Source organism: Pseudomonadota bacterium (assembly GCA_026388255.1).
GTDB lineage: Bacteria > Desulfobacterota > Syntrophorhabdia > Syntrophorhabdales > Syntrophorhabdaceae > JAPLKB01.
Genome location: JAPLKC010000123.1, coordinates 1 through 17,879, shown reverse-complemented (window position 1 = coordinate 17,879; position 17,879 = coordinate 1). Strand labels below are relative to the sequence as shown.

The window sequence follows — 17,879 nt, the reverse complement described above, 5'->3', positions numbered from 1 at the left end:
GGTATGGTGGATATAACAGACTACTGTGGTATCGTATCAGGGAAGAAATATGATAAGGCAAAACAATTTGAGACCTTTTATGGTTCTTTAAAAACAGTTCCCATGATAAAAGAATGTCCTTACAATATTGAATGCAAGCTTGTTCAGACGATAGATCTTCCATCGAATGAATTCTTCATCGGAGAAATAGTGGCGGTCTATAGTGATGAGCAGTATCTGACGAATGGTATTCCTGACATAAAAAAGATCAATCCTCTCATCCTGTCCATGCCGGAAAGTAGTTACTTTGCTATGGGAGACCATATTGCCCGGGCATGGGGTGCAGGAAAGAAACTTATTAGGAAGTAATTGATACCGGCAAAAGTTCAGTCAAAGGGGTGCAAAGAGTAGAAATGCTATATTGTAATTTACAACCTATATGGCAAAGACTAACATTTTGCAAATTGCCGCTTGCAGCATATTAATTGTTAGCTCAGGAATAGCTTGCCACGAAAGGGATCAAAATGGCATCTGACAAAAGTTTCATTGAATTTATCGTAGACCAGATGGGGAATTCTGGATTTATTTCTCACAAGAAAATGTTCGGTGAGTATGCAATATATTGTGACGGTAAAGTTGTGGCGCTCGTTTGTGATAATCAGCTTTTTATAAAACCAACCGAAGGTGGCAGAGCATATATAGCCAATATCGTTGAAGCGGCACCGTATTCCGGGGCTAAGTTGTATTTTCTAATAGAAGATGCATTTGAAGATCGGGAATGGATCAGTGGTTTAATCAAGATAACGGCACAAGAACTTCCTGTTCCCAAACAAAAACGAAGCAAAACAAGAGGAGCAACTAAGTGTAATCCATCGGGAGCGGGGAATGGGATTACATGATAGGATCATATTTAAGAGGAGAGGTTCCCGATCAAGACTTCCGGAAGTTTTGAAATTCTGCCGATAAATAAGCATCCCATTGTCATCACATTTCTTACATTCTAAAACAGGGGTTAGTAGAATATGTTGATAGAGATGAAGAGCGGCAGAAAAACAAAATTTGATTGCGGAGAAGGCTCAGGCGTATCTGTAAATGGTAATTACGTAAAGTATTTTATACGCTCCAACATCTACAGACAAACCGTATCGAAGACAAAGATCAACACTGGTATTGCCTAAAAGACATCATTTCGGTGTCTTTTTTGTTATTGATTTGGCAGCGGTTTTTGCTGTCGTTTTTGTTGCCGTCTTTGCCACAGTACTTTTTTTCGGTTTGGATACTTTTGTAGCGTTCTGCCCGTCGTTATTCTTTTCTCTATATCTTGTCGTTACAATAATCTCAGCTTCAATCCAGTGATCAAAGTGTCTGCCGTGTACTCCCCCCTCTCTTTCAAAAATATTGTATGCAACCTTTGCTATTTCATCATAATAATCCATATATACCTCTTTTAATTATAGCAGAATGAGGATTCCATTGTAGAATCATTTTGGAACTGAGAAATATTAACTTACAGTTATCGGGTTTGCCTACACTATAAAGCCAAGATGCACTCAACTAAGCAAACATGTTTCTCTCGGATAAACAAACTTATTTTTTTAAGTCGACTCAAGAGCTGTGCCTAAACCTCCTATAATCAGTTTTACAGCTTGCAAACATTCTCAGCAGAAGGGCCCTTAGGTCCTTTGACAATATCGAAGCTGACACGATCACCCTCAGCCAACGATTTGAATCCTGCTCCCTGGATCGCGGAATGATGTACAAATACGTCCGTACCGCCGTCCTGCTCGATAAAACCAAATCCCTTTGAATCATTAAACCATTTAACCTTTCCTTCTGGCATTTTTAATACTCCTTATATATTAGGTTTCTCTGTGGAACCATTTACAATATCTGGACAAGTATGAATAATATTTTCTGGAAATGCAAGATTATTCCCCGTTTACCATCAGGCTTTGATGAAATGGTGTAGGTTTTCATGGCTCTGCCGTTTTTTCAACCTTCAGACAAGACTACTCTTCAGTGTTTAGAGGAAATAGAAAGATCTCAAGGAAACTCCATATCACCTGGGGAGGGGTAAAATCCAAGGTGATATGGATAAAAATACATGTGAATTCAGAAAAGTAAGGGATTTTCGTACTTCACGTACATTTCATAATTTATTATATGGGTGTATGGAATGTTTGCCACCTCCCTATTATGTCAGCAGAGTATGTTGATAGAAATGGACAGCGGCAGAAAAGGAGATTACTGACAAGCCGTTCTGATAAAACCGGATTGAGTGTTCGAGGTTGAGCGGATTTTACAATAAACGCCGTACACAAATTTCCTTGATCCAATACCTACCAAATTATTTCCTCTTTTTCTTATTGTACCCTTTTTTCTGTTTGACTGATGATGATTTGCGGCAAATTGGTTTCCCTGCCATAGTTCTTTCCATAAGCTTATCCTTATAATTGGCCTCAGCTTCATCAACAAGAAATTTAGCCTCATCCAGGATCATCTCGTATGTCTCTTCTTTTAAAATCCTTTTTGCAACAGTCACAAAAGCTCTTTCAATAGAAATAGGTCCTTTTTTGTTATTTAATTTATCCTCAATATCTTTTTGAATCAATGTTTACCGCCTTGTATGCATTTTTCCGTTTTTCTTTAAAGATATGCTGATTTCCATGGGTATTCTTACTTTATATAAATATGCATAGATGATACAAGACATTTAAAACTGGATTGTGAGAATTTTATTTCTTAAGAGTGGCAAAAGCTGTCATTTTCAGAACAAATGTCTGATCAAGACTTCCGGGAGTCTTGAAAAAAGAACGTTTCTGCCGGTACGAAGAATCCCATTATTATAATATTTTATGAACTGAATTTCAGGGAAGAAGATTCAAACGTTTAATCTATCACTTTCAAACCGCCATATTTAATACAGTTTCAGAACGCCGCTGACACAGCGGCAGGAAACTGGGGTTAAGCATGGAGATTATGTAGATATAATTACCTGTGGATGAGAGAGAGTAAATTAATATCAAATTGCATCGTAGCGATTTGATAAATTATTTCTCTAAGATTTTGCCGTTAACAATCTATCTCAGGGAAGGCGTACTGACCGTTTCACATATTTTCCTTTCTCCTTTTCTCATATATATAAAAATAGAAATTGAGAATTCAGATAAAATATTGTACCAATAATACAGTGAAAAAAAGTTAATTATGGGAGAGTAGATTCACTTATTGCCGGATTGAGTGTTCGGCCTTTCCGGATTTGATTTTAGATGGTGGATCCGGGGGCACTAAACAGCCTTGACACAAGACAAACAGGTGCTGCGCAATATATCATAAATTTAAGAATATAAATTTGAATGCCCTTTTCCAGCAGAAGGGTATTTTTACTTTTTGGAGTTGATAATGACAATAAAGAATTCCGCTGAAATCAAGCAACTGATGGACATAGGAATGGAGAAGGGCTATCTCACATCCGATGAAATCAATGACCTCCTCCCTCATAACATAGTCTCTCCAGAAGATATTGAAGGCGTATTCGATTTTCTTTCAGAATCTGATATCGACATAGTTGAAACAATTCAAGACAAGATTGAATCGGAAGAGGAGGAAACCCCGGACTCGGAAGAAACTAAAAATTTACCTCCAGAAAGAACCGATAACATAATATGGGCTTATTTAAAAGATATCGGACGTGTATCACTTCTCACACCTGATGAAGAATACAGGATTGCAAAAGAGATAGAAGAAGGTGAAAGAAAGGCAAAACATATCTTGTTTGAATTACCACAGGCAGTGGATGAGCTTCTGCAAATAGGTCAGCAACTTAAGGAAGAGACCATAAACATAGTAGATGTTATAAAAAATATTGATGAAATAAACTATACAGAAAAAGAAGGTGCTAAATATAGAGAGAAAACCATATCCTATATTAAAGACATAAAAAGTCTTCATGATAAAAGGGAAGAAATAAAGAAAAAAATACTGGTAACAAATAAACCAGGCAGGAAGAAGGATCTCAAGAAAGACCTGAAGTTGATTGAGAGCAAGACAGAAGAAATCCTGTGCAATCTCAAACTCAACAAAAAGATTCTCTCAAAAATCATCAGGAGGATCGTACAGCAAATGAAGTTCGTGGACAATGTCGAGGCAAAGATCGTAAAACAGAAATTGATAGAACTCAGCGAGATTGACAATAAACTGAAGATTGTCAAAGATAGGCTTGTTCAGGCAAACCTGAGACTTGTCATTAATATTGGCAAGAAATACCTTAATCGTGGGTTGTCCTTCCTTGACCTTATACAGGAGGGGAACATAGGCATTATGAAGGCTGTTGATAAATTTGATTACAATAGAGGCTATAAGTTTTCTACATACTCAACGTGGTGGATAAGGCAGGCCATGACAAGGGCAATTGCAGATTACGGACGGACCATCAGGGTACCGGTCCATATACTTGAAACCGCAAATAAGATCAGCAAGGTTAGCGTAGCTCTCTTCCAGGAACTGGGGAGAAAACCAAATCCCAAAGACATTTCATTGAAAGCCGGACTTCCCCTGGAGAAGGTCAGAAAGGCAATGAGAGCTACCAAAGGGACAGTATCAATCGAAACCCCTGTTGGAGATGATGAATCCAGGCTCAGTGATTTTATTGCAGACCCGAATGCCTCTTCTCCTTTTACAGAATTTGTAGAAACTTCTCTTAAGGAAGAGATTGACAAGGTTTTATCAACCCTTACTCCAAGAGAAGAAAAGGTTGTCAGGATGAGACTTGGCATCGGTGAATACAGCGATTCTACATTGGAAGAAGTAGGTAATGTCTTTGGTCTTACCCGTGAACGTATCCGTCAGATTGAGGTCAAGGCCCTGAGAAAACTGCAACACCCGACAAGGCGAAAGAGACTGGAGAGTTTTCAGGAGTAAAAACATTGAGTGATTAACATAGAGAGAGATATAACCGCTGACTTCATGTAGCCTTATAATATTTCTCAGCAATCTTCTATTTTAGCAGTCTACATGGAAGAAATCTAAAAAGTCTAAGAACAGTTTATTATCCTTTTCATTGCAGATTCGGCATATAGAGTCCTTATCGTAGAGAACAAACACTTTCTTGCCAACCAATTGAGACCATTTCTTTACTTCGACCACACGGAGAAGTATATTCACAAAACTAAGCCACCGTCGGCTTTAGCCGGTGGTGGCTTAGTTTCAACTGCTGTAACTTTGTGACAACTGCTATCCAGAGGGTGTTCGCAACACATTCTTTTCAAAAAATACCATGGTTGGATCATAAAACATTACGTGGAGTTACATCTCACCGCAGGTCCAGCATGTGTTCACCTGATTCAAATACCTATCTGTATCATATCCATTCGAAGGAGCATATTAAATACGGATGAAATGTGCAATTAATACACTATAGCAAACGGCATTCACCAATCCTGATATCCTGTTTATTCTCCATCTCTCCTTCTCAACAAGTGTTTTTATGAATTAATGCCGTGCAATATATCATCTTAGCTCATCATCTACCAAAGATAAAGTCATCAATTGATGGCATTTTGATTGACAAAAATTACTGATAAGAATAACATTTGGGTAAATATTACATAGTAGAATTAATGTTGGAGGAGGAATGGGAATGAATGAGCAGCATAGCAAATGGCAAGCCAAGGAGCTAGCACAGACCTTTTTAGAGGAAATTAGGGGGGCTATCCCCGGAGCAAACTTCCAGTTGGAAGTGCTCAGCAAGATTCTGAGTATATGGTGCCCCCTGCCCTCCAGGATTTTGGACCTGGGGTGTGGAGATGGGATTCTCGGTCGTATGCTGCTTGATACATACCCGACAGTACATGTGATCTTTGCTGATTTCTCGGAGCCTATGCTGGAAGCGTTACGGAAACAGATCGGCAACAATCACCGAACTACTATCATCAAGATAGATTTTGCAACTCCAGCCTGGGCAAAAGGCTTTGAGGTCGAAAAGGCTTTTGATGTCATTGTATCGGGTTTTGCCGTCCATCATCAACCGGATGACCGAAAGAGAAAGTTATATGCCGAGATTTATGGACTTCTGAGTGAAGGCGGCGTTTTCTTAAACCTCGAACAAGTCAGTTCAATGACCCCTTCGGGGAGTGCGCTTTTTGACAGCTTCTTCGTCGACCACCTTTTACGCTTCAACAGAGATAAGGCTCCGGGTAAAACAAAGCAGGAGATAGAAGAGGCCTACTATCAGCGGCCCGGCAAAAAGGAGAATATTCTTGCCCCCGTTGAAACACAGTGCCAATGGCTTCGCGAAATAGGGTTTCAGGACGTGGATTGTTTTTTCAAACTCTTTGAGTTGGCTCTGTTTGGTGGAAGGAAAACATCCAACATCTTTTCGGGGTAGACATAGGATTGAGGGATCATCCCTCCTCTTAAGAGAACGGCTATTTTCTGTGAGTCTATCTTGTCGTTCTTTGCCTTGCCTCCATGGATAGCTTTTATGTAAAGGGCATGACCTAATACGAATGCTATACCTTCTTTCTGACATAAATCTGCTATCCAGTACCAGGTGAACATACATTCTACAGCAACAACAATATCTTCCCTATAGGGTTCAATTGCTTTGAGAAAGGCTTCTCTGTCAGTATCCATGTTCCGGTGCAACTTCACCTCTCCTTTCTCATCAAGAATACAGAGATACATTTTTCTTGCATGAAGATCGATACCGCAGTAAAATTTGTGTTGACCTTTGTAAAAGTTCATAAGGCTTCCTCCTGTGGTGGTTATTTTGGTTCCTCTTCAAACCGATTTTATCACTTCTTGAGGAGGCCTTGAATAGTATCAAGCTATTGGAACCAATCGCCGAAAAAGCTGGCCCTGACTGATGTTATCGTTATGTGCAAGTAGATTATGCAAAAAATAAATAACAGTTACTTCTAAAGATAATTTATGATTTGCACAGGGGAACAATGGGGCGTTGGATAATAACAGCAGGATTAATATTAGTCGTAATAGGGATAATACTGCACTTCGCTCCCTGGCTTTTGAATTGGTTCGGTAAATTGCCAGGCGATATATGTATTGAGACTGAGCGGAGTAAAATATTTATTCCCATTTACATCTATGGTAGTGATTAGCATTATTCTAACTGTGCTGATAAACTTATTTAAGCGATAGGCGCTGCACCTGACAGATCGCTCAAAAGCACACGTCAAAAAATCTGACGGCAAAGTTTATAGTGGCAGCCACCGACAGAGGCGGAGATTTGGAAAGGAATGAAACGTATTATTACTGTTGCGCCCCTCGATCACGCCTTACGGCGTTACTTAAGGGGCGCGTCCCGGTCAATTTAGTAGTCAACATCCTGTTTGTACTCTTTCTGCGACTTCTCGCTCGGCGGGTGCAATATCATAGCCCCGTCTATTTCCTCGAGATCAAACCACCACTTGTTCTTGTAGCCTGCCTTACCATAACCGAGCAGATCGTCAAACTCTATTGCCAGGCTGCGAGCAATACCGGAGTGGCGCATAGCCCAACCTACGGCACGATGTAAAGGCGTATATGGTTTGTTCCATGGGCACACCTTGATACATGTCCCGCAACTCGCTCCTCGCTTGTTGCCGACGCGCATACGCGTGCAACGCTCGACGTTGCTCGGCCAGTATTCGTAGCCCTTGTCGATCACCTTGTCCCCGTCGGTAAGTGCTCCGGACGGGCATTCCCGGGCGCATTTTTTACACTTGGAGCAAAAATCCTGAAGACCGAAGTCTATCGGCTTGTCGGTATGAAGGGGAAGATCGGTAGTGACAACGGCTGCTTTGAACCTCGGACCCATGAAGGGATGTACTACGCAGTTTCCGATTCTCGACATTTCTCCAAGCCCTGCCCAAAGTAGTATGGGTGGAACAACTACCTGGTAGTTCCGTGCATGATGGGCACGGGCGGGATAACCAAGGCGACGGATATAGTCAGCAATTATGCATGCTATGAAACCGGATGCCGAGTAGGCAACAAAGCTCATGGGATTGCTGATCCAGTCGCTGCCGGTAAAGGCTTCCGATGTGCGCCAGTCCTGGTCTACGAGAACTGCAATGGCAAATTTGTGATCCAGTTCTATTGGCTCTCCGTTAGGAAACTGGTTCGTATAGACCGCGTACGGAGGGAGCTTGCAGATGCCCACGGCATCGGCACGCAGGAAGTAGGCAACTTCTTTGATATGGCGCGAAAGGATTTCGGGGTCTTCAGGAAGCGGGGCTTTTTGCTGCGCGACCAGACCATCGACTATCCCGGCAAGAAAATACTGCATGTTGACGAGCGCTGCCGAGAAAGGGTTTTTCACCCCAAAGCGAAACCGTTCCTTTGCGAGCCGCTCACCGAAGTCGCCTCGCGCCGCCTTGTTGAACCCGCTTTCACGTTCGTCCGTTCGTCTCACCTGATCATCATGTATAATCGTGGTGGGACGGTCCACTCGATTTATTTTGTGCATGGGGAAGGTTTCCCAGTTCCGTTTGTGATAACCGCTCATATAACCTCCTTTATCGTAAGTTAGAGGATGTTCCGAATCCGGAAAAAATCCATTCATAAAACTTCAGCAGGGGAGTTTTGGTAAGAAAGAAGACAAGAATTGAGGTCATGGCAATACTGCATATGACCACACCATTAGCAATATTCTGCAAAACAGAACTATCGCCTCCTACATCCTGAAATATAAGGGAAGCCATGGCCACCACGGCTATCCCCTTAGGACTCATCACAGCTATCAAAGACACATCCCTTTTATGAATAGCCTTGCTGATCGAAAGTCGGGTTACGGGAATGCGCAAAAGGAATATTAACATAGTGAGAAGAAAACCGAAATAGACCGACCTTAGCTCGGTAAATTGGACGGAGAACCCCACATAAACGAAGAAAAAGCTTCTGAGGAGAAAAACTATTTCAGAGAAGAACCTTTTTTCTTCAGGATGGACATTGATTGTCTTCAAAAAGGTGTAACGCCTCCGAAGCACTGCCGGTGCCAGTAGCCCTCCTCCATTCCCTATGCTGATTCCAAAGGCCAGCGCTGCAATATAGCCGCTCAAGGATAATATCTCGGCGATGCCAAATATAGTGAACACAAAAGCGAATGTGATAAACAGGCTGTTCTGCAGATTTCCTACCCTGTTGTGAAGCCATGACCATATCAGACTGACTGTAAATCCAAGGCCTGATGCGACAATAAACGATACTGCTATGTGGCCCATCATTAGGCCAAAACGGAGGTTGCCGGATTTGTAACCATCGAGCATAGCAAAAGCCACAATGAAACTAATTACGTTGCTCACAGCAGACTCTATGGACAGGATGGTCATAGGCACATCACGCATCTTGATCTGGCGGACGAGTGGGATAATGATTGTCGGTGCAGTAGATCCCACGATAGCGCCGAACATGAAAGATACCATTTTTTCTAACCCTGTGAGGTAGAAAACAGCAAATCCAACGGCTCCCATCGTTACGAAAAAGTTGAGTGCGGTGAGGGATAGGATCTGTGGCAATGACGCTTTCAGGGCATTTAAGGATAGTCCCAGACCGCCCTCAAAAAGTATAACCACGAGGGTAACGGAAGCAAAAACGGACCCGAAATGCACCGGGCAGTTGACAGCAAACATGTCAAGTAGAAGACGGATGCAAAAGCCCGTGAAAATGAGCATAAGAACGTCAGGGATCTTGGTGCGCTCAAAGAACCAAGCAAACAAATGGGCAAGGAAAATGAGGATACCTGCTAAACCTACGGTTAGCGTAGTTTCCATGGAGACACAGTTATACGTGCAATTCTCGGCTTCACGTATCGACTCCGTGAGTGTAGGCGGGGCCTTACCGGTTTGAACGTAAAAACAGTGGCTTCGTGCCGCGTGAAGCACCCCTGGTCTTTTACAATTTCCATAAAAACCTCATCTTGCCTATTCCCGAGTATGACCGCACGCCAAGCTATCACTTTCGTTGCCCTTCCCTCAACTACCTCGTTCCTCCCTCTCACGGGAAGAATTCATCCCTCGGATCTCCGAGGATCTGCTTCCCGTATCCTAACGCATCGTCCATCCATTTGTAAAGCCTGTTGAACTGAGGCAGATGGCTCACATGCCAGCGGACAAACTTGTGAAACTGTGTATCAGGCTTGTTGTACGGACAGACCCTGATGCAGGTGGAGCAGTGGCATCGTTGCTTCGCCCAGAAAAGGATGCATTTCTCAGCATTGATAGGCCATTTGAGGATGCCGTTGTTGTTGGAAATGTTGTTGTGCTCTGCCGTCCGTTCGTCATACTTTATCGCTTGCCCCGGACAAAGCTCCGCGCACTTCTGGCAGACCTCACAGTAAGCCTGGACACCAAGGTCTATCGGTTTGTCGTGGACAAGGGGGAGATTGGTAAATACCTTGCACAGCCTCACCCGGGGGCCGTATCTTTCCGTAATAAGCATGCCGTTACGACCAAGTTCTCCCAGTCCAGCGTCAGCGGCCATGGGTATCGAAATCGCCGTGTCGTTGCCCGAAGGCATTGCGTGATAACCGAGTTCCTGAATGAATCGGGCAAGGCTGGAAGCCACAAAACCCATCCGGGAATAACCGAGGTCTGCGGAGGCATCCATGGCCGGTGACCTCCGGACGTGGTCGTAACTCATCTCCAGCGCCACAACAATGACGCTAGTGAAATATTCGGGCAATTCTATGGGGTCGCCTGCCTTCCCTTCCAGACCCAACTGGCTGCTATGATCGCCCAGCCGCGAGAAGACCCACGTGCGGTCAAGGGGGGCTACGCCTACCAGATCTGCTCCGAACCATAGGGCAGCCTTCTTGATGAGGTCCGTCATTCGCTCAACGCTGTCAATCTTCACAGGGGGTAATTTCGGGGGATTTTCGCGTCCATACTGAGTGCGACGGGTTACATAGTCGATTGTCCGCCCTGCCCATCTAAAGGCGTAATCGGTCCTGGAATAGCCGTGCTTGTTTTTCCTGTTGTCATCATAATTGAACAATTGATGAACGGCGGACTTTGAAGAGTCGCCCTGTGGAATCATTTCCTGCGGGATCACTTCCCCCCGGTCCACACGGGAATACACGTGATTCGCCTCGTCAAACCTCTCCAACTTGTCAACAATGAACCTCCTGTAGGTGGGTTCTGAAACAATTTTTGCCATCATTACACCTCTCAACCTGTTATTGACTCTCTTTCTTCCATGTGCCCGACAGCATCCGGAAAAGGAGCCCGGCTACCAAATCAGCAAATTCGTGTTCATTTACGTGCCTATCTACCTCCATTACGGAGAGATTGGGTTTTGTCAGGTCGACCTTGGTATACAGCCCTTCGAGAAAACGCTTCGCACGAAGAGACCATTCGGGTTTGTGCGGGTCTGCAACCCAAAACGGCCCGGGCCCAGGGCCTGGCCAGCCCAGATTCATGTCGGGCGCTGCGATGTCATAGGCAGTCCAGCCTCGCATGGGAACAGTGAGTACCGTAGGTCCTTTGGCTCTATTCAATTTCTCTGCCATGTACTGCCCCATGACGAAAGCCTCCTCGGGGGTGGTACCTACGATGGTGAGATCCGGGTTGTGCATGCGGATAGTGCGGCCCGGCAACTGCTTGGCCGCTTCGGCACGGAATCTCTCGGGCACTGCCTCCGGTGGCCCGAAAACGATCATATCGAGACCCCCCGTGGAGACAACCTGTGGGATGCCCTTCTCACATGCTGCCGTAAGGCGGTCAGGTCCCGCACCCATGACACCTCCAAGGAGGAAATCAGCGATCTCATGGGTAGTTATGTCCAACACCCCCACGATACAGCCCTCGGTGATCAGTTCCTCCATCGACTTGCCCCCGCTGCCGACGGCGTGGTTAATCATCACATCGTAACCTGAGGCATTGAAGTGTCCAGAGGCATGAAGCACGCACAGTGTCGTAGCCCCAAGCATCGTACAGCCGATAATGGGTTTTATGTCCTCTGAAGGAAGGACAGGCGGGGAAGCCATGGCAACAATTGCCGCCGCCGCGTAGTTGAGTATCCGCCGGGTAATGGCATTGAGCCCCACCTCGGCAATTGGGTAGAGCATGGTAATGTCCCTTGTCCCGACGTAGGAACTTACGTCTCCCGATGCCATCGTTGAGAGCATTAGTTTTGGCATACCGATAGGGAGGACACGCATTATCCTCGTAGCCATACTCGTGCCAGTCGAGCCACCAAAGGCAATCATGCCGTCTAATCTATCCTGTGCTATCATTTCGGCGACTACTTCTAAAGCCGATGCTACAATGATCTCTGCGGCCTCTGTCCTTACCATGGAGACCAACTCCTCTGGAGCACGACCTGCTCTGGAAAGGAGCGCGCTAAGGCTCACGTCCGCCCAGCCCGTTTCTTCTTTCAGGCTCAATTCCAGGATAATCGGTTCCCCGCCCGCTGCCCGTACCCGATCAGCAATAAACTTGATCTCTGTGCCTTTGGTATCGAGGATTCCTGCGACAATAATCCGTGGTTTCCCTGTCATCACCTGTCCCTCAACTCTGTCATATCAGGCCTTGATATTTACCAGATAGCTTAATACCTGTCGGGCCGGGGTATCACTATCCGCCAAAAGCGATACTTTCGGCCTATCTCTCCAAGCTGACTCGGGTCGCGCCTGTAAAATGAAGATATTGTCGGGGAAGACACGTTCCGCATCCACAGCCCATTCTATATCCTGCGGTGTGCCGTAGTGTCGCTCGATTTCCTTGCTTATCCGGGCAAGCTCTATGATTTCTTCGTCAGACAGGCACGGGATGCACTGCCTGTCCGGGGGAACCTCGCACATGGCCACCTCTTCTCGACCCCCTGCCGAGACAACCACGTACATTTGGGGCTTGGGCACAACGGTGCGCTTGTTTATCTCCAGGACTACCTTGTCGACCATCCACTCGTCAGGCGTAACCGAACCGCTGACGACGCTCTCGCCCAACCCCCAGTTGGCGCCGATGGCGATCTTTGAGCGATCTCCGTTTGCGGGATTGAGGGTGAACAGCACACCGGCCGCTCTTGCGTTGACCATTTGAAGAACGGCCACACCGATGGGATCGGCATCCAGAGGCAAATTGGCCCTGGCCCTGGCCACCAGGGAACGCTGATTGAACGTGCTTGCCCAGACTCTGATGATGTGGCGAAGAACCTCCGCCTCACCCCGTACGTGAAGAAATGTTTCATACTGGCCTGGATGGCTCGTGGCTCCCGCTGAGCGCGTTGCTACAGGGCAATGGTCAGTAACACATCTGCGCGAGAGATCCCTATAGTATGAGCTGATTGTCTGTCCCATGTCAGCAGGCATTGGCATAGACTCGACTATGGCCCTTAGCGCGTCAGATGCCTCTTGCCACTTGGAAAGGTCGGACAGATCCTGCGCATCTGCCTTAAAAGATGCAAGGTACTTGTGAATCTGATCCTGCGCTCCGCTCGTCTCAAGGAATCGCTTGTAAGCCTCGAGACTCAGGGCAAATCCCTGAGGAACACGAAAGCCTGCCCGCGTCATATCACCTAAATTCGCGCACTTCCTACCCACAAGATCACTCTGATCTTTGGTCACCTCATCAAGCCAGTAAATCCATGTGTCTTGCTTGCCCACCATTTTCTCCTTCCTCCTCTATTGGCTCATGATGCCGCTGCCGGGCACAGCCGGGGGTTCCGCCATGCCCGGCAACCTTTATTTTTCGGGTTCGAGTATCGTGACCACGCCCTTATTCCCATCCACACGAATCCTATCGCCTGTCCTGATCGCCTGGGTAGCGAATCCTGTTCCCAGCACCGACGGCGTGCCATACTCGCGAGCCACGATTGCTGCGTGGCTAAAGGTGCCCCCAATGTCTGTCACGCAGCCGTTGATAATTTGAAAGGCAGGGGCCCAGTTAGGTGATGTGGTTGATGCTACCAGTATCTCTCCAACCTTGAGTTGCGATATCTCTTCGATCGATTTGCACACGTGTGCAGGGCCTTCAGCAATCCCAGACGATGCTGCGAAGCCGGTCAATTGCTTAATCTCGCCCGCCTTGACTTCTTTGGCGCTGAGCCAATCGTTGATTCTTTCCGTAGTAATGCCAAACATGGCAATCGTGATGGGCTCGGTCACAAAGTCCGGAGCTGGACCCAGGGCCGGCGGCGCCTGCCAGGCCCTGAACTTCTCCACAATCTCCTTCCTGCGAGCTATCTTGTCTGGCCAGTAGTAAGAACTGACCGGCGGCGCACTCACTGCCCAATTTATGCACAGATCGTAAATTACCTGGGGGATTTCGAACCGGTGCATATAGAAAATGTCGTCTTCTTCCTTGATGATGTTGTGGCTCACAAAGACGCTGCCGAGCTCCCGCATTTTTCCGAAAAATATTGCATTCTCATAATTGCTCCAGTACCAATTATGGTCCTCAGAATGTGGCGCCGCTTTTGCAGCAATTCCGGAGAGCATGTCGAAGGCCTTTAGATCTGTCTCGCTGCTGATGAGCGACCGGTATTCTGCTATGACCCGGTTACGCTCATCGACTACCTTCTCGCGCGGCCTGGTGATTGATTTGCCCAGCTTTAACATCTCAATGTAGCGTTTGATGTTCACCAAGGGAACGTTCAGATTCTGGTTCCAAGTGGGCTCGTGATGGTACCACCCGAGGCCGCACGACATTTCGAACCAGGGGTAGCGCGCCTTCTCGAACGCTTCCAGCCAACGCTTGCCGTTTTCAGTTTTTCCTAACCGTGCTGGCACCTCGTTCCACTCGTTGCATGAGAGTACCTCATCGGCCAAGCCCGTCTCTAAGGCCATCTTTGCCAGCTTCTGTAATTCCTCTGGTGGCCTGAAGAGTTTGGAATCAAATCCCCATCTGCACCGTAAGCAAGATTGAGTAGCTCAAAATGATACTGGGCCAGAAGGTAGTAAATATCCCAGAACCGGCTGTAGTCCCTCAATAGGCGGTAACTTTCGCCGTAACCCCTACCTCCGGTTACAGTCGATTCAGGCTCTACGTCGGGTAGATCCAAAAACCGAATTGATTCCATCTCTTTAATAATATCATCTACTTTCGTGCCCCAACGCTCGACGATCTCATCCCAGTGTTGATAATAGTAGCCAGCCCGTTTCTCAAATTCCGGGACGCGCCTCCCAATCTCTTCCGGGTCTAAAACGGGCTCCGGGCAGATATAGAGATAGCCATTCAGAATACGCTGGTTGAGCCCTCTCGCAGGTGGAACCAAGTAGATTCTGTTGGCGGATTGTGTGAGTGCAAGGCGCCACATATCGGGCCGGTAGGAATCTAGCGGACTGAGTGGATACGGATTGTGTACGCTGTCAAGGTACCAGAATCTGGAGCTATCAAACTCTACCTGCGCCGGATTGTCCTTTGCGAAGACCATGTGGGCGGGGTACATCTCGCGCCACCCATCAGTCCCCTTAATGTCCTCCATTTCTGCCGGGATTGCAAAGCTTCTTTTTGATGCCATGATTACCCCTCCTTTTTTTTGATGCGGCTATGTGGGTTGAGCAAAGATTCTGACCCTTTTCCCCTACACGTCCTTCGCTACATTCTCCAGAATTGATCTTGACAAGTCAAGATAATAAAAGTTAAATAGGTTTAACTTATTGTTAACACCTGGAGTGGCCAATGATTCTCAATATCAATCAACTACGGGCTTTTGCAACCGCTGCCCGACTCAATAGCATCACTGAGGCAGCCCGGGAGTTGATGGTGACAACTCCGGCCGTTACCATGCAGATCAGGCGACTGGAGCTAACTCTGGGCGTAAGTCTGATGTACCGTGAAGGCAACTCCATTCAACTGACTCAAGCCGGAAAGACGGTATTTCTCCGGTCAAATCGAATATTTGAGGAGATCAAAGAAATGGAAGCCTTTCTCGGCAAGATGACAATGGACACATTGGGTATTCTAAAAATAGGTTGTCCGCAAACACCGGCCAAGTATATTATGCCGAAGGTGATAGCGGCTTTTAAGAAGGACTATCCCGATGTGAAGATTGTGATGGGTCAGGGGACAAGTCCGGAAGTCATGAAGGGCATTCAGAACCAGGCATACGATCTGGGGGTTATACACTGCGGGGGGCGTTCCAGAAAAATGAAAGTAATACCCATGGTGAAAGAGGATATCCTTCTCGTTGCATCTCCTCACAGCTCAAACATAACGGCGAAAGAGGTCTCGGTAGCGCAACTTCCCGCTATTCCCCTCATCATACCCCAGTATGGATCGGCTCTCAGGGAGGTGGTGCTCGCCTACCTGCGAAGGTTCAATATCACACCCAATATTGTGTTGGAATCTGCGAATGCTGAGCTGATGAAGGGCTTGGCCATAGAAAATCAGGGAGCGTGCTTCATGGTAAAGTCCGCCCTTAAGGATGAGCTTGAGAAGGGCTTGCTCAAGGTAATTCCCATTATCGAAGGCCCGCCGATCATTGAATACGGCATTGCCTACTTACAGCGGAAATACCTGTCCCCAGCCGCCTGGGCCTTTGTCAGATTCGCGGAGAGGATTGGGAGTACCTTTTGAAGAATCTTACACGCCTTCATCATACCCGCTCATAATGCCGGCTTTATCATAAGTAGAGGATGTTACGAATCCGGAAAAATCCATTCATAAAGCTTCAACAGGGGGTACGGGGCGGGGGACATCCTATACTCCTCCTGTCAAGTAAATTATTATTAAAAAATAATCCAAACATACTATTATAGCTTACTCCTTTTTCACTACGCACCTCTCCTGTCGGTTCCTGTATAGAACTTTAATATATATCCGGCGAATGTTCTCACTTTAAAACGAATCCGCACCCCATCGTTATCATTTATCCGTCAAGCATAAGACGCTTCCAAATCATATCATTATAAAATTTCGGTACATTTCACACATTTCCCAGTTTATAAAACAGGGGGTATGGGATTTTTATAACTCCCCCGTTATGTCAGAACAGATTGTGTTTATAGAGATGGATAGCGGCAGAAAGCGGGGTTAAGCGTGGAAATTATGCAGATGTATTTATCTGTGGATGAGTGTGTATTTTTTTCAAATTGCATCGGCGTAATTTGAGAATTTATTCTTCAGAATCAGATCTTGCCGATAAAAATGAATTTCAGAAAAGACCTCCTGTGCATCACTAAAAATTGGATTTAGTTAAAGTTTCCGGATCTGCCTGACAATATTCCCCTAATGATGATTTCATTACCCATTTTAACAGTCCTGAATTCAATAAGGCCCTCTCCGATACTTCTGCTTAAGAAGGACCTGTTATAATCTATGGGAATCAGGGTCATACAGGAATTATCCATGGAAATAATAAACGGCAAGATTCAGAACATACTCTTCCGGTTATACAGGAATACAGTTTCTCAAGGGCAATAGTAATTCGCCACTTTTGTGCTTATAGAAGTGGTAAACTTACTTGACAAAATATCAGCAGAATGAAATTATAAAAACAGGTGGAGCAATGATCACGAGTCCTAGTACCGGTGTAGAGATTATTTTACCGGGGCGTCAGGACAATATCCTGTCTTCAGGAGCGCCTAATCTCAATGTGACATTGTCTCCACCTTTTATATCAACAGATTTAGCAAGCATACAATAGATAGAGATCATAGTCAGACTTCTTTCGAAGAAGTTGAGTCCGGCAATAGGCTCTTTTATTTCCAGGCATCTTCCGTCTTGACCCGACTGCCGTAGCCGACCAGCTTGTCCATCCCTACAAGAACAGGGTTCAGCCAGGATGCGTGTTTAATCAGGAATCTTGCCATATCGTGCAGTTTACCCGGCAGCTTATTGTAGGAGCAGACACGGACGCAGTTTCCGCAACTCCCATTGTTGCGTGCCCAAAAGTCGAGGCATTTTTCAGGATCGATATACCATTTGTATATACCGCTGTTATTCGATATTGTGGGCCCCTCT

The 17,879-nt window shown here is 45.9% G+C and carries 17 protein-coding genes and 2 pseudogenes; 7 read left to right on the top strand and 12 right to left on the bottom strand.

Annotation, left to right across the window (positions count from 1 at the left end; genetic code table 11):
* The 3 genes from NT178_17575 to NT178_17565 all read left to right on the top strand — a co-directional run.
* The coding region (locus NT178_17575) for a flavin reductase (GenBank protein ID MCX5814331.1) at positions 1–348 on the top strand (348 nt) is incomplete at its 5' end.
* A gap of 155 nt (positions 349–503) precedes the next feature.
* Positions 504–878, top strand: coding sequence for a TfoX/Sxy family protein (locus NT178_17570; protein MCX5814330.1), 375 nt, complete (start codon positions 504–506; stop codon positions 876–878).
* Between the two features lie 123 nt (positions 879–1,001).
* A complete protein-coding gene (locus NT178_17565) occupies positions 1,002–1,157 on the top strand; it encodes a hypothetical protein (GenBank protein ID MCX5814329.1) in 156 nt (51 codons plus the stop codon).
* A gap of 6 nt (positions 1,158–1,163) precedes the next feature.
* Here the strand turns inward: NT178_17565 and NT178_17560 are convergent, their stop codons facing one another.
* The 3 genes from NT178_17560 to NT178_17550 all read right to left on the bottom strand — a co-directional run bounded on the left by NT178_17560 (position 1,164) and on the right by NT178_17550 (position 2,590).
* The gene (locus NT178_17560) at positions 1,164–1,415 is read right to left on the bottom strand and encodes a DUF2934 domain-containing protein (GenBank protein ID MCX5814328.1); all 252 of its coding nucleotides are present in this window, start codon (positions 1,413–1,415) and stop codon (positions 1,164–1,166) included.
* Between the two features lie 203 nt (positions 1,416–1,618).
* The gene (locus NT178_17555) at positions 1,619–1,819 is read right to left on the bottom strand and encodes a cold-shock protein (protein MCX5814327.1); all 201 of its coding nucleotides are present in this window, start codon (positions 1,817–1,819) and stop codon (positions 1,619–1,621) included.
* A gap of 507 nt (positions 1,820–2,326) precedes the next feature.
* Positions 2,327–2,590, bottom strand: coding sequence for a hypothetical protein (locus NT178_17550; protein MCX5814326.1), 264 nt, complete (start codon positions 2,588–2,590; stop codon positions 2,327–2,329).
* 791 nt (positions 2,591–3,381) lie between these two features.
* Here NT178_17550 and NT178_17545 point away from each other — a divergent pair.
* Entirely contained in the window at positions 3,382–4,899 is a 1,518-nt protein-coding gene (locus NT178_17545) for a sigma-70 family RNA polymerase sigma factor (GenBank protein MCX5814325.1), read from the top strand.
* Between the two features lie 718 nt (positions 4,900–5,617).
* Positions 5,618–6,364 (top strand): class I SAM-dependent methyltransferase, encoded by a 747-nt coding sequence (locus tag NT178_17540; protein MCX5814324.1) that lies wholly within the window; start codon positions 5,618–5,620, stop codon positions 6,362–6,364.
* Here the strand turns inward: NT178_17540 and NT178_17535 are convergent.
* Positions 6,349–6,723, bottom strand: a pseudogene (locus NT178_17535) (transposase). The gene NT178_17540 and the pseudogene NT178_17535 sit on opposite strands and share 16 nt — an antisense overlap.
* Positions 6,724–6,929: 206 nt before the next feature.
* Between NT178_17535 and NT178_17530 the strand changes: the two are divergent.
* Positions 6,930–7,137 (top strand): annotated as a pseudogene (locus tag NT178_17530) (DUF2905 domain-containing protein).
* Positions 7,138–7,309: 172 nt separating this feature from the next.
* Here NT178_17530 and NT178_17525 read toward each other — a convergent pair.
* The 7 genes from NT178_17525 to NT178_17495 all read right to left on the bottom strand — a co-directional run bounded on the left by NT178_17525 (position 7,310) and on the right by NT178_17495 (position 15,435).
* Complete coding sequence (locus NT178_17525) at positions 7,310–8,485, bottom strand: reductive dehalogenase (GenBank protein ID MCX5814323.1); 1,176 nt, start codon at positions 8,483–8,485, stop codon at positions 7,310–7,312.
* Positions 8,486–8,495: 10 nt separating this feature from the next.
* Positions 8,496–9,749 (bottom strand): cation:proton antiporter, encoded by a 1,254-nt coding sequence (locus NT178_17520; GenBank protein ID MCX5814322.1) that lies wholly within the window; start codon positions 9,747–9,749, stop codon positions 8,496–8,498.
* Positions 9,750–9,972: 223 nt separating this feature from the next.
* On the bottom strand, positions 9,973–11,148 hold the full coding sequence (locus NT178_17515; protein MCX5814321.1) for a reductive dehalogenase: 1,176 nt from the start codon (positions 11,146–11,148) through the stop codon (positions 9,973–9,975).
* Between the two features lie 4 nt (positions 11,149–11,152).
* The gene (locus NT178_17510; protein MCX5814320.1) at positions 11,153–12,475 is read right to left on the bottom strand and encodes a Tm-1-like ATP-binding domain-containing protein; all 1,323 of its coding nucleotides are present in this window, start codon (positions 12,473–12,475) and stop codon (positions 11,153–11,155) included.
* 24 nt (positions 12,476–12,499) lie between these two features.
* Positions 12,500–13,516 (bottom strand): PEP/pyruvate-binding domain-containing protein, encoded by a 1,017-nt coding sequence (locus tag NT178_17505; GenBank protein ID MCX5814319.1) that lies wholly within the window; start codon positions 13,514–13,516, stop codon positions 12,500–12,502.
* A 141-nt stretch (positions 13,517–13,657) separates the two neighbouring features.
* Complete coding sequence (locus NT178_17500) at positions 13,658–14,761, bottom strand: PEP-utilizing enzyme (protein MCX5814318.1); 1,104 nt, start codon at positions 14,759–14,761, stop codon at positions 13,658–13,660.
* On the bottom strand, positions 14,752–15,435 hold the full coding sequence (locus tag NT178_17495; GenBank protein MCX5814317.1) for a hypothetical protein: 684 nt from the start codon (positions 15,433–15,435) through the stop codon (positions 14,752–14,754). Before NT178_17495 ends, NT178_17500 begins: the two co-directional genes overlap by 10 nt.
* A 161-nt stretch (positions 15,436–15,596) precedes the next feature.
* Here NT178_17495 and NT178_17490 point away from each other — a divergent pair, with 161 nt between their 5' ends.
* The gene (locus NT178_17490; GenBank protein MCX5814316.1) at positions 15,597–16,493 is read left to right on the top strand and encodes a LysR family transcriptional regulator; all 897 of its coding nucleotides are present in this window, start codon (positions 15,597–15,599) and stop codon (positions 16,491–16,493) included.
* 1,124 nt (positions 16,494–17,617) lie between these two features.
* Here the strand turns inward: NT178_17490 and NT178_17485 are convergent.
* The coding region (locus NT178_17485; GenBank protein MCX5814315.1) for a reductive dehalogenase at positions 17,618–17,879 on the bottom strand (262 nt) is incomplete at its 5' end.

Coding starts and splice junctions, on each gene's coding strand:
- NT178_17570 (MCX5814330.1), top strand. CDS start 504: ATGGCATCTGACAAAAGTTTCATTGAATTTATCGTAGACCAGATGGGG.
- NT178_17565 (MCX5814329.1), top strand. CDS start 1,002: ATGTTGATAGAGATGAAGAGCGGCAGAAAAACAAAATTTGATTGCGGA.
- NT178_17560 (MCX5814328.1), bottom strand. CDS start 1,415: ATGGATTATTATGATGAAATAGCAAAGGTTGCATACAATATTTTTGAA.
- NT178_17555 (MCX5814327.1), bottom strand. CDS start 1,819: ATGCCAGAAGGAAAGGTTAAATGGTTTAATGATTCAAAGGGATTTGGT.
- NT178_17545 (MCX5814325.1), top strand. CDS start 3,382: ATGACAATAAAGAATTCCGCTGAAATCAAGCAACTGATGGACATAGGA.
- NT178_17540 (MCX5814324.1), top strand. CDS start 5,618: ATGAATGAGCAGCATAGCAAATGGCAAGCCAAGGAGCTAGCACAGACC.
- NT178_17525 (MCX5814323.1), bottom strand. CDS start 8,485: ATGAGCGGTTATCACAAACGGAACTGGGAAACCTTCCCCATGCACAAA.
- NT178_17520 (MCX5814322.1), bottom strand. CDS start 9,749: ATGGAAACTACGCTAACCGTAGGTTTAGCAGGTATCCTCATTTTCCTT.
- NT178_17510 (MCX5814320.1), bottom strand. CDS start 12,475: ATGACAGGGAAACCACGGATTATTGTCGCAGGAATCCTCGATACCAAA.
- NT178_17500 (MCX5814318.1), bottom strand. CDS start 14,761: ATGGCCTTAGAGACGGGCTTGGCCGATGAGGTACTCTCATGCAACGAG.
- NT178_17495 (MCX5814317.1), bottom strand. CDS start 15,435: ATGGCATCAAAAAGAAGCTTTGCAATCCCGGCAGAAATGGAGGACATT.
- NT178_17490 (MCX5814316.1), top strand. CDS start 15,597: ATGATTCTCAATATCAATCAACTACGGGCTTTTGCAACCGCTGCCCGA.